Source organism: Niallia oryzisoli (assembly GCF_036670025.1).
Lineage (GTDB): Bacteria > Bacillota > Bacilli > Bacillales > Cytobacillaceae > Bacillus_BD > Bacillus_BD oryzisoli.
The window spans coordinates 3,342,262-3,357,506 of the sequence record NZ_CP137640.1 but is presented as its reverse complement, the minus strand read 5'-3'; the positions used below and the strand labels follow the sequence as shown (position 1 = coordinate 3,357,506).

At 39.8% G+C, this 15,245-nt stretch carries 14 protein-coding genes and 1 pseudogene; 14 read left to right on the top strand and 1 reads right to left on the bottom strand.

Annotation, left to right across the window (positions count from 1 at the left end):
* Positions 1–11 precede the first annotated feature (11 nt).
* Together msrA and msrB are read left to right on the top strand one after the other, a co-directional pair.
* Positions 12–548 carry a peptide-methionine (S)-S-oxide reductase MsrA gene (msrA, locus tag R4Z09_RS16920; protein ID WP_338447923.1) on the top strand — a complete coding sequence of 179 codons (537 nt, stop codon included), beginning with the start codon at positions 12–14 and terminating at the stop codon, positions 546–548.
* Complete coding sequence (gene msrB / locus R4Z09_RS16915) at positions 548–982, top strand: peptide-methionine (R)-S-oxide reductase MsrB (RefSeq protein WP_338447922.1); 435 nt, start codon at positions 548–550, stop codon at positions 980–982. Before msrA ends, msrB begins: the two co-directional genes overlap by 1 nt.
* Positions 983–1,006: 24 nt before the next feature.
* On the opposite strand, the gene R4Z09_RS16910 is transcribed toward msrB, so the two are convergent.
* Positions 1,007–2,098, bottom strand: a complete 1,092-nt coding sequence (locus R4Z09_RS16910; RefSeq protein ID WP_338447921.1) for a GDSL-type esterase/lipase family protein — start codon at positions 2,096–2,098, stop codon at positions 1,007–1,009.
* A gap of 251 nt (positions 2,099–2,349) precedes the next feature.
* Between R4Z09_RS16910 and R4Z09_RS16905 the strand changes: the two genes are divergently transcribed.
* The 12 genes and pseudogenes from R4Z09_RS16905 (at position 2,350) to ablB (ending at position 15,149) form a co-directional block, all read left to right on the top strand.
* Complete coding sequence (locus R4Z09_RS16905; protein WP_338447920.1) at positions 2,350–2,487, top strand: YjcZ family sporulation protein; 138 nt, start codon at positions 2,350–2,352, stop codon at positions 2,485–2,487.
* A 205-nt stretch (positions 2,488–2,692) separates the two neighbouring features.
* Positions 2,693–4,159 (top strand): annotated as a pseudogene (locus R4Z09_RS16900) (NAD(P)/FAD-dependent oxidoreductase).
* A gap of 108 nt (positions 4,160–4,267) precedes the next feature.
* Positions 4,268–5,257, top strand: a complete 990-nt coding sequence (locus R4Z09_RS16895; protein WP_338447919.1) for a S66 peptidase family protein — start codon at positions 4,268–4,270, stop codon at positions 5,255–5,257.
* Positions 5,258–5,474: 217 nt separating this feature from the next.
* Complete coding sequence (locus R4Z09_RS16890) at positions 5,475–6,737, top strand: ammonium transporter (RefSeq protein ID WP_338447918.1); 1,263 nt, start codon at positions 5,475–5,477, stop codon at positions 6,735–6,737.
* 94 nt (positions 6,738–6,831) lie between these two features.
* Positions 6,832–7,809, top strand: coding sequence for a DUF294 nucleotidyltransferase-like domain-containing protein (locus R4Z09_RS16885; RefSeq protein ID WP_338447917.1), 978 nt, complete (start codon positions 6,832–6,834; stop codon positions 7,807–7,809).
* Positions 7,810–7,993: 184 nt separating this feature from the next.
* On the top strand, positions 7,994–8,725 hold the full coding sequence (locus R4Z09_RS16880; RefSeq protein WP_338447916.1) for an exonuclease domain-containing protein: 732 nt from the start codon (positions 7,994–7,996) through the stop codon (positions 8,723–8,725).
* Positions 8,726–8,818: 93 nt separating this feature from the next.
* A complete protein-coding gene (locus tag R4Z09_RS16875) occupies positions 8,819–10,177 on the top strand; it encodes an aspartate aminotransferase family protein (RefSeq protein WP_338447915.1) in 1,359 nt (452 codons plus the stop codon).
* Entirely contained in the window at positions 10,170–10,862 is a 693-nt protein-coding gene (locus tag R4Z09_RS16870; protein ID WP_338447914.1) for a CoA transferase subunit A, read from the top strand. The genes R4Z09_RS16875 and R4Z09_RS16870 overlap by 8 nt, the downstream gene beginning before the upstream one ends.
* Positions 10,847–11,518 (top strand): 3-oxoacid CoA-transferase subunit B, encoded by a 672-nt coding sequence (locus R4Z09_RS16865; RefSeq protein WP_338447913.1) that lies wholly within the window; start codon positions 10,847–10,849, stop codon positions 11,516–11,518. Before R4Z09_RS16870 ends, R4Z09_RS16865 begins: the two co-directional genes overlap by 16 nt.
* A 21-nt stretch (positions 11,519–11,539) precedes the next feature.
* Positions 11,540–12,808, top strand: coding sequence for a peptidase (locus tag R4Z09_RS16860; protein ID WP_338447912.1), 1,269 nt, complete (start codon positions 11,540–11,542; stop codon positions 12,806–12,808).
* A gap of 30 nt (positions 12,809–12,838) precedes the next feature.
* A complete protein-coding gene (gene gabT, locus R4Z09_RS16855) occupies positions 12,839–14,155 on the top strand; it encodes a 4-aminobutyrate--2-oxoglutarate transaminase (RefSeq protein ID WP_338447911.1) in 1,317 nt (438 codons plus the stop codon).
* 142 nt (positions 14,156–14,297) lie between these two features.
* Entirely contained in the window at positions 14,298–15,149 is an 852-nt protein-coding gene (ablB, locus tag R4Z09_RS16850) for a putative beta-lysine N-acetyltransferase (protein ID WP_338447910.1), read from the top strand.
* Positions 15,150–15,245 lie beyond the last annotated feature (96 nt).

The following is a 15,245-nucleotide window of genomic DNA, read 5'->3' as shown; positions in this document are numbered from 1 at the left end:
AGGTGTTATAGATGACAGATCAGAAGTATGAATTGGCAACGTTTGCCGGCGGTTGTTTTTGGTGTATGGTCAAACCATTTGATGAAGAGCCGGGAATTATGAAAGTAATATCAGGTTATACCGGAGGAATAAAGGAAAACCCAACCTATGAAGAGGTTTGTTCTGAAACAACGGGACATTTTGAAGCAGTACAAATCACGTTTGATCCAGCGATTTATTCATATGAAAAGCTATTGTCGATTTATTGGCAGCAAATTGATCCGACAGATTCCGGAGGTCAATTTTACGATCGCGGGCAGTCTTACCAAACAGCCATCTTTTACCATAATGAAAATCAGAAACAGATGGCAGAGGAGTCAAAGCGCCAATTAGAGCAAAGCGGACGGTTTTCGAAGCCGATTGCAACAGCAATTCTGCCAGCCAAACCGTTTTATCCGGCTGAAGAATATCATCAGCATTATTACAAGAAAAACCCGGCGCATTATGAGCGCTATCAGTTTGGTTCAGGAAGAAAAGCCTTTATTGAAAAACATTGGGGGAATGAATAGTGGCAAGGGAAGATCTGCAAAAAAAATTAACACCGATACAATTTGAGGTTACGCAAAATAATGGAACAGAGCCTCCTTTTCGAAATGAATACTGGAATGAATTTCACGATGGGCTCTATGTAGATATTATATCGGGTAAACCGTTGTTTTCTTCAAAAGATAAATTTGATGCAGGCTGCGGCTGGCCAAGTTTTACAAAACCGCTGGCAGAAGAAGAAATGGTTGAAAAAACAGATTTCAGTCATTTTATGGTTCGGACAGAGGTGAGAAGCAAGTCGGCTGACTCCCATCTTGGCCATGTGTTTAATGATGGACCAGAGCCTACAGGTTTACGCTATTGTATTAATTCCGCTTCGCTTAAATTCATTCCAAAGGAAAAATTGGAAGAAGAAGGGTATAAAGAATATCTTAAGCTTTTTGAAGAAAAGGAGTGACATAATTTTGTCACTCCTTTTCCGTTATTCGTACACGACAATTGAGGAAAGCTGGATATTGTGGTAATCAGATTGATTATTGACTGACTTTGTACCGGTTGAAATAAAGGTAACCCGATGTTCCCCGACTGGTAATCCGCTGGTAACATATAACATTCTATCTTTGCTGATCGGCCACCACGTTGAAATTCTCCTGATAAACTGATCATCTATAAATACATCCATTTCTCCGCCTTGTTCATGTTTAAGAACTTTCACGCCAAGATTTGTCCCGTAAAAGGGAAATGTGATTTTGGCGCCTTTTTCATTGGTCAAATAATAAGTGTTTGAATCGTGAAATAAAGCATTCTTCTCATCATATCTTTTTATTTCTTTTAACGTTAATTCACTTATAGGTTTGAGCGGTTCCCTCAAGACTGCTGATTGTTTGTTTATTTTAATTCCGTTATCAATTGCTGTCAAAATGGATTCAGCGTAAAGCTGATAGCCAAGCCCGTTTGGATGAATAGAATCGTTCGATAATTGGTCTATTGAATAAGAAGAGTTTTGAAATGGGATCCGCATATCGATATGATTGGCATGATAATGCCTAGCTAGTTTTTCGATTGCATTTGCAAACAGTTCCTGTTCTAAGCAGCTCTCCGTGATGGTTATGAGTTCTGCTTCAGGATATTTTGATTTAACTTCACGTATAAGTCCTTCATAATAATAGGTGAATTGTTCTACCTCCATGTATTTCCGATCATTCTCGCCAAATATCAAGAAAACCAAATCAACAGTCGGAGGGATTTTTGCTTTTTTGAATAAATAGAGACCTTCATAAGCAGTTGCACCGCTTTGGACGATCGAGTGTCTTTTTAATTCAATATGATAGGTCTTTTTCATTTTATTTTCCCATTGTGAAAACCAAGCAAGAGAACGATTCTCAGCACCTGCTCCTCTCCCAATGCTGTCTCCTATAATTAAATAATTTATATTATTGTTTTTAGCGATTTTTTCATAAACGGGAATGGTTTTGCTTATTACTGCTTTTTCGTGATAATTGAGAAAAAATATACTACAGCATAAAAAAAATATCAGCATTAAGGCAGCAATGCTTCTCCGCTTTTTTTTCATAAAAATGGCCTCCCATGCAGATAAAAAAATGCAGGAATAGAATCTTTTTTTAAAATCCTTATTATTAGAATACCGTATGATGCCAGGTAATATCAGTTCTTTTGTTTCAGATTTTAAAATAAGACTATTTTGAATTACCAGACATTAAGCTTTTGTGACATTTCATAATGAATAGGCGGATACACATACAGACCGGGCCTGAAACGAATACGTTGATAGGGAGATACCTAGAAAATAAAGGAGTGAATGGGATGTATTACGTACATTGTGATCCCTGTTACCATGGATACGGTTACCCAGTGGGAGGATTTGGTTGTCATAATTGGTTTCCGTTAATTGTTGTGTTGTTTATCCTGTTAATCATTATTGGAGCATGCTGCTACGTATAATAATATGGATCTTCTTTCTTAAACTGTCCTTCATGGGCAGTTTTATTGTTTTAGGAACTGGCAAGATTAAGGTTTGAAAACACGAACAATAAATTTAATTTTGATAAAAATATTCGTATTATGAATTGACGAAAGCTCTTTCATCTGATATATTAACTGATGGTTAATTTAAACACGAAAGAGCAACATCCAGGGGGCGGTACATATGAAGCGAAATTACGATGTCATTGTTGTAGGGGCTGGTCCGGCAGGTATTTTTACTTGCTATGAACTAACATTAAAAATGCCGGAAGCAAAGGTATTGTTGATTGATAAAGGCCATGATATCTATAAAAGGAATTGTCCCATCTTAGAAAAGAAAATTGAAAAATGTCCTCCTGCAGCTGGCAGGAAAGAATTTGCTGGCTGTCTTCCTGCTTGCTCCATCACAAATGGTTTTGGAGGGGCAGGTGCTTATTCAGATGGAAAATTTAATATAACAAGTGAATTCGGCGGTTGGATGACAGATTATCTATCAGATTCAACGGTTTTGGAACTGATCAAATATGTAGATGAAATTAATTTACTGCATGGAGCAACAACAAGCATTACGGATCCATTAACAGATAAAGTACGCGAAATTGAAAGACGAGGTTTTGCAGCAGGTCTAAAGTTACTAAGAGCACAGGTTCGTCATTTAGGTACTGAGCAGAATCTTGAAATTATGAAAAGTATTTATGAATATTTGAAAGATAAAATTGAGATGGCGTATAAAACAGAAGTGGAAGATTTAATTACAGAGCGGACCGGCGATGGCTGGAAAGTGACAGGTGTTCAGTTGAAAACAGGTGAAGAAATTACATCTGAGAAAGTTGTTATTGTCCCTGGCCGTGACGGGTCGGTGTGGCTTTCTAAACTTCTGAAAAAACGCCGGCTCCGCATGTATAATAACCAAGTTGATATTGGTGTACGGGTTGAAACAGCGAATATTGTCATGGAAGAAATTAATGAGCATTTATACGAAGGAAAGTTTACGTTCAATACATCTGTCGGAACCCGCGTTCGTACTTTTTGTAGCAATCCATAAGGACATGTCGTGGTAGAAAATCATTCAGGCAGTATGCTGGCAAATGGTCATGCCTATCGTGATCCAAAGCTTGGCAGTCCAAATACAAACTTTGCCTTATTGGTTTCGCATGTCTTTTCGGAGCCGTTTGATAAACCAAATGAATTTGCCCATGCGATTTCGAAGCTGGCAAATAGTTTAACAAATGGCGGAATCATGGTACAAAAATATGGCGACATTCTAAAAGGAAGAAGATCAACGGATAAAAGAATTAAAGAAGGTTTCATTGAGCCGACATTAAAAGAAGCAGTACCTGGAGATTTAGGATTGGTGCTTCCCTACAATACACTAAAAAGCTTAGTGGAAATGACAGAAGCCTTAAATCATGTTACACCTGGAATTGCGTCAGAGCATACTTTATTTTATGGGGTAGAAGCTAAGTTTTATTCCGCAAGACCTAAACTGAATGATCGTTTTGAAACTGAAATTTATGGTTTATATGTTGGTGGTGACGGTGCAGGTGTAACGCGTGGCTTAGCGCAAGCAAGTGCATGCGGTGTTTGGATTGCGCGTGACATTATTGAAAAAGCAAAAGCACGGTCCGAAAAAGAAACGGTAAAAGCATAATCTTAAAGTGTCAGACACCGCAAAATGGACATTTGCAGATTTGTAGTGCCTGACATCTTTATCATTCATGTATAATAGTTAAATAAGAATTAAGAAGGTGGGAATAGAATGTTTGCTGACCGGCTTAAGCCAGGAGATGAAATACGTGTGATTGCACCGTCTGCAAGTATTGCACTGTTGAAAGAAGAACAAATAAATCTGGCTGTTAATTGTTTAAATCAGCTTGGTTTTCATGTTACATTTGCTGACCATGTCCACGAGCACGATATGTTTTATAGTACATCGATTGAAGAAAGAGTAAAAGATTTGCATGATGCTTTTGCAGATGAAAATGTGAAAGGAATATTGTCTGGATTAGGAGGCTATAATGCCAACCAGCTTTTAGCCCATCTTGACTATGATTTAATTCGTAAGAATCCGAAATTCTTTTGCGGCTATGGTGATATGACGGCATTGAGTCTGGCTATATATCAAAAAACAGGTCTTGTTACATATATTGGACCCGACTTATCTGTACTTGGTTACAAACACGGGGTGGAGTACACATTGGAGCTGTTTTTAACAACTTTGACTAATGATGCTCCATATGAAATCTATCCATCTCCACATTGGAGCGAGGACCATTGGTATAAGGAAAAAGAGAGTGTATCTTTTATTAAGCAAGATAAGTACTTGGTATTACAAAAAGGACAAGCGGAAGGCAGTATTATTGGCGGGAACCTGACCACCCTTGCTTTACTTCAAGGAACAGAATACAAGCCATCGCTAAAAAATGCCATTTTATTCATAGAAGATGACCAGGAGTCCTATCCACAAACCTTTGAGAGAACATTACAATCTCTGCTCCAGCAGCCAGATGCGAAAGAATTAAAAGCGGTTTTAATCGGACGCTTTCAAAAAGAATCAAGTATGACGGAAACAGCTTTGCGAAGGATTATTCAAACGAAAGATGAATTAAAACATGTGCCTGTCGTTGCGAATCTAAACTTTGGTCATGTTCATCCGATGGCTACAATCCCGATAGGGGCCAATGTGACGGTTGATGCTGGTGACGACGGTGTGGAAATAATAATTGAGCAAGAGGAAGCAACAGAATAATAATCAATTTAGTGTAAAGAGCTTTTATCTTTACACTTTTTTTGTTTAAATCTCGCTGAGAGTTAAAAGATAATGTAAACTTTCCTAACATTAAATTTTCATAAAGTATTGACATAAGGGATAAACATGCATAAAATATAAAATATCAAATAGATGTTATATTTTCTAACATTAAACGTAAGAAAATATAAGGTATATGAAGAAGGGGGAAAGAAATATGGATCCAATATTTTTAATGAACAGTTTGTGGGTCATGTTAGGGGCAATCTTAGTCATATTTATGATTGGCGGCTTTATTCTACTTGAAGCAGGTTCAACAAGAATGAAAAATGCCGGACATATTGCCGGAAAAACCATTTTTACTTTTGGTCTTGCTTCGATCATCTATTGGGCAGTAGGTTATGGATTTACATTTGGTGCGAATGCAAACTTCTTTGTCGGACTAAGCGACTTCTTTTATTCTGGAGCACAAATTGAAGATGCCGGTTTAGCAACATCTGTTTTCTTTGTTTTCCAGTTAGCATTCGCAGGAATTTCCATTACGATTGCATTAGGGGGATTTGCAGAACGTGCCAAATTTTCCACTTACGTTGTCTTTACGATTCTTTTCGGAGCACTTATTTATCCGGTTATTGCTCATTGGATTTGGGGAGGCGGCTGGTTAGCTGAACATGGAAAACAAGACTTTGCTGGTTCAACAGTTGTACACTTAACTGGGGCAATGGCTGCATTAGCAGCAACGATTTTATTAAAACCGCGTATTGGAAAATATAATGCAGATGGAACAGCAAATAATCTTGCGGGACACAACCAAGTGTATACAGCTTTAGCGGTATTAATTCTTTGGGTAGGCTGGTTTGGCTTTAACGCAGGAAGTACAGTTGCAGTTGATGAAGGCTTCTTTGGTTTTGTTGCCTTGAACACTAATCTTGCTGCAGGTGCAGGTGCTGTTGCTGCAACATTAATTTCATGGGTTGTTCTTGGTAAACCCGACGTAACGACGATTTTGAATGGTGCTTTAGCAGGGCTTGTTGCCATTACAGCATCATGTGCATTTGTAGATACTTGGGGAGCAGTAGTCATTGGTTTTATCGCTGGAATGATCGTCTTCTACAGTGCTAGATTCTTTGAAAAGAAAAAAATTGACGATCCGATTTTTGCTTTATCTGTTCATGGTACTGCAGGTGTATGGGGAACGTTGTCTACCGGTTTCTTTGCCACACCGGAGCTTGCTACGGTCGGTCTTCCTGGATTATTTTACGGAGGAGGGCTTGAACAACTAGGAGTTCAAGCAATGGGTGTAGTAACTTCAGGTTTGTATGCATTTGTTGTATCCTTTGTTATTCTATTCATCATGAAAAAACTTGCTGGTATTCGCGTCACCGAAGAAGAAGAGATTATGGGCTTGGACATGAGTGAGCACGGAAGCTATGGATACCCAGAACAATTTACAATTAGTGAAACAAAACTGCATTCTTAAAACATTGGCCTCTCAAAAGGAGGCTTTTGTTTATTGTTGGATTGTATTACTATAATTTAAAAATAGCTTTTATATCCAGTTAGGGTGTGTAATCATGACAAACTTTGTTACTTATGAATCAATACGTATGTGGAGGGAAGCCCAAATTTATGAATATACGGCAGATACACATTCTTTAAATTCTTTTCATGACTTAGTTATGTATAAAGTGTTAAAAGCAGCAATCAACCGTTTAAATTTAGGGGATCCACCGTGTGATTTTTGTTGGTTTATTGCGGGAAGCGGCGGCAGGATGGAGCAGGAGATAATCAGTGATCAGGATCATGGAATCATTTTTGAAATTTCAAGTGAAAAAAATGAAGCTTACTTTTTGAAGCTGGGAAAAGAAGTGTCCTTTGGACTTAATCTAGTTGGTTATCCGTATTGTCAAGGGAATATTATGAGCTCAAATCCGTTATGGTGCAAGTCTATTGATGCTTGGCTGGAGCAGCTTTATAAATGGATGGAGGAAAGAAGCTTAGAGTCGATTCGGAATCTGCAAATTTTTTATGATGCCAGATGCTTGTATGGTAATGCAGACTATGTTCAACAATTGAAATTGTATATTTATGACTATCAAAATCAGCAGCCTATTCTATTAAAGCGATTAATGGACAGTGTCATGCATATCAAGAATGCGATTGGTCCATTAGGGCAAATAATTGTCATTGATCATGGCAGATACCAAGGCTCAATTAATCTAAAGTATTCGGCTTTTCTCCCTTATGTCAATGCTATCCGTATATTAGCTATAAAAGAAGGCCTATATGAAACGTCGACACTTGAACGGATGGAAGCTTTATTTCGACATAATGATTATGCCGATGAGCTGGCAAGAAGTAAAACATATTTTGCTAAATTATTAGATTACCGGCTTACACTAGTAAAAGGAAATACCTATGAAGATACACATTTTTTAAAAATAAAAGATGTAAATAAATCAGATCGAAAAGAAATGAAACAAATTCTTAAAGAAGGTATAAGACTTCATCAATACGTCAGCAGACTTGTTTTGTCTAGTTGCAGCGGCTAGACCCTCGAGGTCATAAGCTGTGACGGTGAGAAGGTTAAAGGACAACCTTCCCCCCATCCCATCTTATGCTTGTCGGACTTGCACAGGATGTGCTGACATCGACTTTCGTCATAGGACGTGGCGGTCTTTAGTCGATGTTCCACTTTTGAGCCGCTTCCACATTTCTAGAAAAAGGGTGTTAATTATGGCATTTGAACCATTTTTTCATTTCATGAGAGGAATACAGGGGAAGTTACAAAGCGGCAGTCTTGGTAATCCCTTAAGCGGACAAAATGGCCAGCAAATTGCGTATGTCAGAAATCTGCAAAAGGAAATGAAGCATAATCATTCATTGCATGTACCTTTCGAAAAATTAAGTGTCGTCATTTTTGATATGGAAACAACAGGATTTTTTCCTGAGCAGGGTGACCAAATTATTTCGATTGGCGCGGTAAAAATGGTCGGAGGAGTAATTAGTAAAGAAACTTTTTATTCACTTGTTCGCTATGAAAAAGAACTTCCTGCTAAAATTGAACAATTAACAGGTCTATCTACTGAACAACTAAAAGATGCCCCGTCACTTGCTGAGGTTCTGGTGAAATTTTATCAGTATGCGCAAAATTCCACACTTGTAGCCCATCATGCGAATCATGAAAAGAGCTTTTTACAAAGTGCAAATTGGAAGCTTTTTCGTACCCCGTTTAAACACCGGATTATTGATATATCTTTTCTTTATCGAGTTGCAGAACCTAAGATAACATTTGTTAGATTAGAAGAGTTTTGTGAACATAATCAAATCCCGCTTGTTGATCGCCATCATGCATTAGGGGATGCAAAACTAACAGCGCAGCTTTGGCGTATTTACATTCAAAAAGTCCAAGAGCTAGGTTGTCAAACTTTACATGACGTTTTTATTCGTATTGCAAAACAATTGTGAAGATAATGAGAAAGATTTTAACCTATTATTCATACAATTTAGTAATTGGCACAAAATTGTTTCCGTTTTTTTGATGACATGGAGTGTGAGAGGATGAAGCGATCGTATTTAATAAAACCAATGCTGGATGAAGATTATCCAATTATCGACTTTGGTAAAGGCGTATATTTATATGATATTGAATTTAAAGAATATTTAGATGCTTCCTCCGGTGCAGTTACCGCAAATATTGGCCATGGTGTGAAAGAGATTATAACAGCAATGAAAAAGCAGGCAAAAAAAGTATCATTTATCTATCGTTCTCAATTTACAAGCGAGCCCGCTGAGCAGCTGGCTGAAAAAATCGCTGAGCTTGCCGGCGGCGATTTAAATTGGAGCTTTTTTGTCAATAGCGGTTCAGAGGCAACGGAAACAGCGATGAAAATAGCCATACAGTATTGGCAGGAAAAAGGGTTGAAAACAAAAACGAAAATTCTGTCTCGCTGGGTCAGTTACCATGGAATTACCTTAGGTGCATTATCGATGTCAGGTCATGCCGCAAGAAGGGAAAGATTTACTCCGCTCCTTGAAGATTTTCCTACTATCCATCCTCCTTATTGTTATCGTTGTCCATTTAACCAAACAGCCCCGGAGTGCGGCTATTCTTGTGCGCAAGAGCTCGAAACAGCCATTAGACGCATTGGGGCAGATCATATAGCGGCTTTCATTGCTGAACCGGTCATCGGTGCTGCAGGAGGAGCCATTTCTCCACCAGAAGACTACTATCAATTGATTAAAGAAATATGTGACCGCCATCAGATTCTTTTTATTGCCGACGAAGTCATGACTGGTTTCGGTCGTACTGGGACCATGCTCGCCTGTGAACATTGGGGTGTAACGCCAGATATAGTCGCGCTAGGAAAGGGGATGGGGGCTGGATATGCTCCAATTGCTGCTGCATTGGTCAGTGACCGTGTCATGGAGCCGATACGCTCGGGTTCAAAAATGGTCATGAGCGGCCATACCTTAAGTGCTAATCCTCAAAGCTGTGCTGTATCATTGGCGGTTATCAATTATCTTGAGCAAAACAATATTATGAATTTGGTTTCCGAAAAAAGCGCCTATTTGTTTAAGAAACTGCAAAAATTGAAATATCAATTTCCCTTTATTGGTGATGTGAGGGGATTAGGGCTGTTAATTGGAATGGAATTTGTTCAAGACCATAACACGAAGACTCCTTTTCCAAGAGCAGCCGCTTTTACACAAAAGGTGATTAAAACAGCCATGAAATACGGCTTATTGTTATACCCGGCAGGTGCAGGAATTGACGGAATCCATGGTGACGCTATTATTATATCCCCGCCATTAACCATTACAAATGAAGAAATGGATGAACTAATACAAAGGTTAACAAAAACCTGTCAGGAACTATATGATTCTTTGCAAAAAGGAGGTCCTAAACAGGATGGATAACCCTTTTGGAAAGATCGCTGAGATTGATACTGTAATGGCTAAATTTCATGATGGTATGACCGTTATGTTTGGAGGATTTGGAGGAGTAGGCTCTCCGCCAAGCATTATCGATGCAATGGTAAAAAAGGATCTGCGTCATCTAACGTTAATCGGCAATGATGCAGGATTTCCGCAAATTGGGATTGGAAAAGTAGTCTCTAGAGGAATGGCAGACCGCTTAATTGCATCACATATCGGGTCAAATCCGATCGCCGGAAAGCTCATGACAGATGGAGTGCTTCTTGTCGAGTTCTCGCCGCAAGGTACTCTAGTAGAGCGAATCCGTGCAGGCGGAGCTGGAATTGCAGCTATTCTGACAGATGTCGGAATGGACAATGAAATGGTTGTAGAAAAGAAACAAATTTGTTTCATTGAAGGAAAACCATATTTAGTTGAAACGGCACTGACAGCGGAAGTGTCGATTGTTTATGCCAAAAAAGCAGATCCTTTTGGTAATTTGGTCTATGACAAAAGTGCCCGCAATACAAATCCGCTTGTCGCGATGGCAGGGGATATTACGATTGTAGAAGTAGAAGAAATGGTCCCGCTTGGAAGCCTGAAACCCGAGGAAATCATTACTCCTGGAGTCTTTGTTGATTATATCGTCCCTTCCGAGGGGGTGAATTGGAAATGGGCATGGCAATAACAGTCAGAAATCTGATTGCAAAAAGAGCGGCCGCTGAAATTAAAAATGGAATGGTCGTGAACTTAGGTATTGGGATTCCTTCACTCGTTCCTAATCATCTTGCAGAGGGTGTTCAGGTGATGTTTCATGCTGAAAATGGGATTGTTGGAATGGGTGCGAGTCCAAAGGCCGGTATGGAGGATGAAAATCTCTGCAATGCTGGAGGACTTCCTGTTACGATCGTTGACGGGGCATCCTTTTGTGATAGTGCTGCAGCTTTTGCTATGATCCGCCGCGGGAGAGTGGATATGACGATTCTTGGGGCATTACAGGTAAGTGAAAAAGGGGATCTCGCCAATTGGATCGTACCGGGAAAAAAGATTCCAGGAATGGGCGGTGCTATGGAGCTTGCTCAAAAAGCCCGGAAGGTGATTGTTGTCATGAGTCATACAGATACAAAAGGGCGGCCGAAAATTGTCCAAAAATGTACATTGCCGTTAACCACTAAAGGCTGTGTCGATATGATCATCACCGATATGGCTGTTTTTGAAGTTTGCGGCGAAGGGCTTGTTCTCACGGAATATTTTGCTGGAAGTAAGATTGATAGGATTGAAAGAATGACAGACTGCAAGTTTACGATTCATGAAAAGGTTCGCGTGATTCAAAAAGAAATTTAAAATTTTAAAGGAGGAAGCCGATTGGAAAAGCTCGAGGATGACATTAAAAAATGGCTCTCAGCCAACCGGACATCAGGGACGAGATTTTTACAAAGGCTTGTTCAGGAACGCAGTATTCGTGGAGAGGAAAGCAAAGCACAGGCCATTATCATTGAAAAATTACGTCAAATTGGGTTAAAGCTCGATATATGGGAAATCGGTAGTAAAGAATTGACCAGCCATCCGGTTTTTTCCAGTGATCGTAAGGAATTTAGCGGTAACCCAAATGTAGTCGGCATTTGGAAAGGAACCGGTAATGGAAAATCAATGATCTTAAACGGCCATATTGATGTTGTTCCTGAAGGGGACTTGGAAGAATGGGAGCATGATCCATATAGCGGCATGATTCGTGACGGAAAGCTTTATGGACGTGGTGCAACCGATATGAAAGGAGGAACAGTTTCACTTCTGTTAGCGATTGAGGCCATTAAAAGCTCACGTATCAAGCTGAAGGGTGATGTTATTTTTCAAAGTGTCATCGAAGAAGAGAGCGGCGGGGCTGGTACGCTAGCAGCTGTATTACGGGGCTATAAAGCAGATGGTGCCATTATTCCTGAACCGACCAATATGAAGCTGTTTCCAAAGCAACAGGGATCGATGTGGTTTCGAATCAAGGTGAAGGGACGCTCTGCCCATGGCGGAACAAGATACGAGGGAGTCAGTGCGATTGAGAAAATGATGGTGTTGATAAAGGAACTTCAACAATTAGAAATAGTCCGAAATCAGAAAATAAACGACCCGCTTTATGATGAAACACCGATTCCAATTCCGATCAATATTGGAAAAATTTACGGCGGTCAGTGGCCTTCATCGGTTCCTGACCTGGCAGTTATTGAAGGACGAATGGGAGTCGCACCAAATGAAACGATGGAGGATGCTGAAAAAGAAATGGAGGCTTGTTTAGCTAAATTGGCCGAAAAGGATCTATGGTTTTCTGAATATCCTCCAACCATTGAATGGTTTGGCGGGAGATGGCAGCCGGGGAGTCTTGATATCGGTCATACATTAATTCAAACGGTTTCCCAATCTTTTCAAAAAATCAAAGGCAGTGCCCCAGTCATTGAAGCATCACCGTGGGGAACTGACGGCGGAATTCTGTCAAGTACCGGTCAAACACCGGTGGTTGTTTTTGGGCCAGGTGTAACAGAGGCAGCGCATGATATTAATGAACATATCGTGTTAAATGATGTGTTTGAAGCAGCCGAAGTGATTGCGTTAACACTGCTGGAATGGTGTGGTGTTGACACTTGAGGGGAGGGGAACAGCATCGGTGCAATAAAAATGGTCACAGAGGTTCCGGGACCAAAAGCAAGAGCGTTGTTAGAAAAAAAGTTTGAGCATGTACCAAGGGGTCCCTTTAACACAGTCCAAACGTTTGTCACAAAAGCAGAAGGTGCATTAGTAACGGATGTAGACGGGAATACATTTATTGATTTTGCGGGTGCGATTGGAACATTGAATGTCGGGCATCGGCCAAAAGGTGTGACGGATGCACTGCATCAGCAAATCGATCAGTATCTTCATACTTGTTTTCATGTCATGATGTATGAGCCCTACATTCAATTGGCAGAAAAATTAAATGAAATTACACCAGGGGAACATAAAAAGAAGACGTTTTTTCTCTCAAGCGGAGCTGAAGCAGTCGAGAATGCAGTGAAAATTGCGCGAAAATATACAGGGCGAAAAGGAATTATTTCATTTGAGCGTGGATTCCATGGCAGAACGTTCATGTCCATGTCTTTAACAAGTAAAGTAAAACCGTACAAATATGAATTTGGGCCCTTTGCTCCTGAGACCTATAAATGGCCCTATCCATACTATTTCCATACCAAATTAAAACCACGAGAACTAGATGACAGTCTTTTAAAACAGTTTCATACCTTTTTCTTAAGTGAGGTTCCTCCTGAAGAAATTGCCGCTATTATCATGGAACCAGTTCAAGGAGAAGGAGGATTTGTCATTCCATCACCATATTTTGTTCAACAGGTAAAAGAAATTTGTGAAAAATATAATATTCTGTTCATTGCAGATGAAATTCAAACAGGCTTTGGTAGAACAGGTAAAATGTTTGCCATCGAACATTTCGGAGTGGTTCCAGACATAATTACAATGTCTAAATCATTAGGAGCAGGTCTTCCAATAAGTGCTGTTACGGCAAAAGCAGACATTATTGACGCACCGAATCCTGGTGAAATTGGAGGTACGTATGGCGGTAGTCCGCTTGGCTGCGTTGCTGCTCTCGAAGTGATCGATTTCATTCAGGAGAAGAACCTGCTGAATCGGTCGGTTGAAATCGGAAACGCCTTTAAGAAGCGTTTTGAAGCACTGCAAGAGCAATGCGAGCAGATCGGTGAGGTTCGGCAGCTAGGAGCCATGTGTGCGATTGAATTTATCAAGGACCCTATAACAAAGGAACCCAATAAAGAGCTGGTCGCGGACATTTTGGAAAAGGTACAGCAAAAAGGCCTCATCGTTATGAGTGCAGGACTTTTTGGCAATATAATCCGTCTCCTTACCCCGCTCGTCATAACAGATGAACAGTTAAAAGAAGGCTTTGAAGTTCTTGCAGAGGCCATTCTTGAGTGCTGTAGGAATTAGCAGCTGATCAAAAAGCTTATATGAAAAGTATTCGACAAGAAATGTCATTTGTTATAGACTGGGGAAGATTGATAAAAATGGATACGACTGACTTCGAAAGCAATCGAGTCAGTCTTCTTTCTATCTAGAAAGGAAGAAAAAGATGGAAGAAGCATATGTGCAGCATATAACAAATGAGCATTACTGGATGGATGTTTTCATCGATCCATACAATAAACGATTGCGGATTGAGGACTACCGCGGCGATGTCAAAAGGATTATTGAAAAAGCAATTGACATGTCAAATCAGCACAAGGCTGAGAAACTGATTTTTATTTGCAGAAGAGAGGACATCATCTATTTAATCGAACGTGCATTACAATTAGAAGCGATGGTTGATCGCTATTACCGCGGCTCCGACGCTTACTATTTTACTAAATATTTCACAAGTAATCGCAAAAAAACTGAAGCGTGGCTGCTGGAGGACGGAATCATTGAGAATGTCAGTCAACTCGCTAAAAATCATGTAAAGCAGCATATTCCTGCAGGCTATGAACTTCGAAAAATGCTCGAAGATGACGCCGAACAGCTGGCAAAATTGTACCAAGAAGTATTCCAAGTATATCCGACACCACTTCATGATTCTGAATATATTAAGAAAACAATCGAAAAAGGTACGATTTATTACGGGTTTGTTTGTGACGGCAAGATAGTGAGTGCTGCATCTGTTGAAGTAAATACCCGCTATGATAATGCAGAGCTTACAGATTGTGCCACAGTTTCCAGTCATCGTAAATTTGGACTTATGAAATATTTATTAGAAAAATTAGAAGAAGAATTAAAGAAACATGGCATCTTCTGTGCTTATTCGATTGCCAGAGCCCAGTCATTTGGGATGAATGCAGTACTTCATCAGCTTGGTTATGCCTACCGGGGAAGATTAATGAATAACTGTTTTATTTTTAGTCAACTTGAAGATATGAATATGTGGGTCAAGGATCTATCGCAAGAATAATCCTTTCACTCTCATTATCCTGCTGCTGAATTTTCGGCATCCTTTTGACAAATATTCGGCATAGGCACATATGATTGAACGAGAGGCGGTGAGATT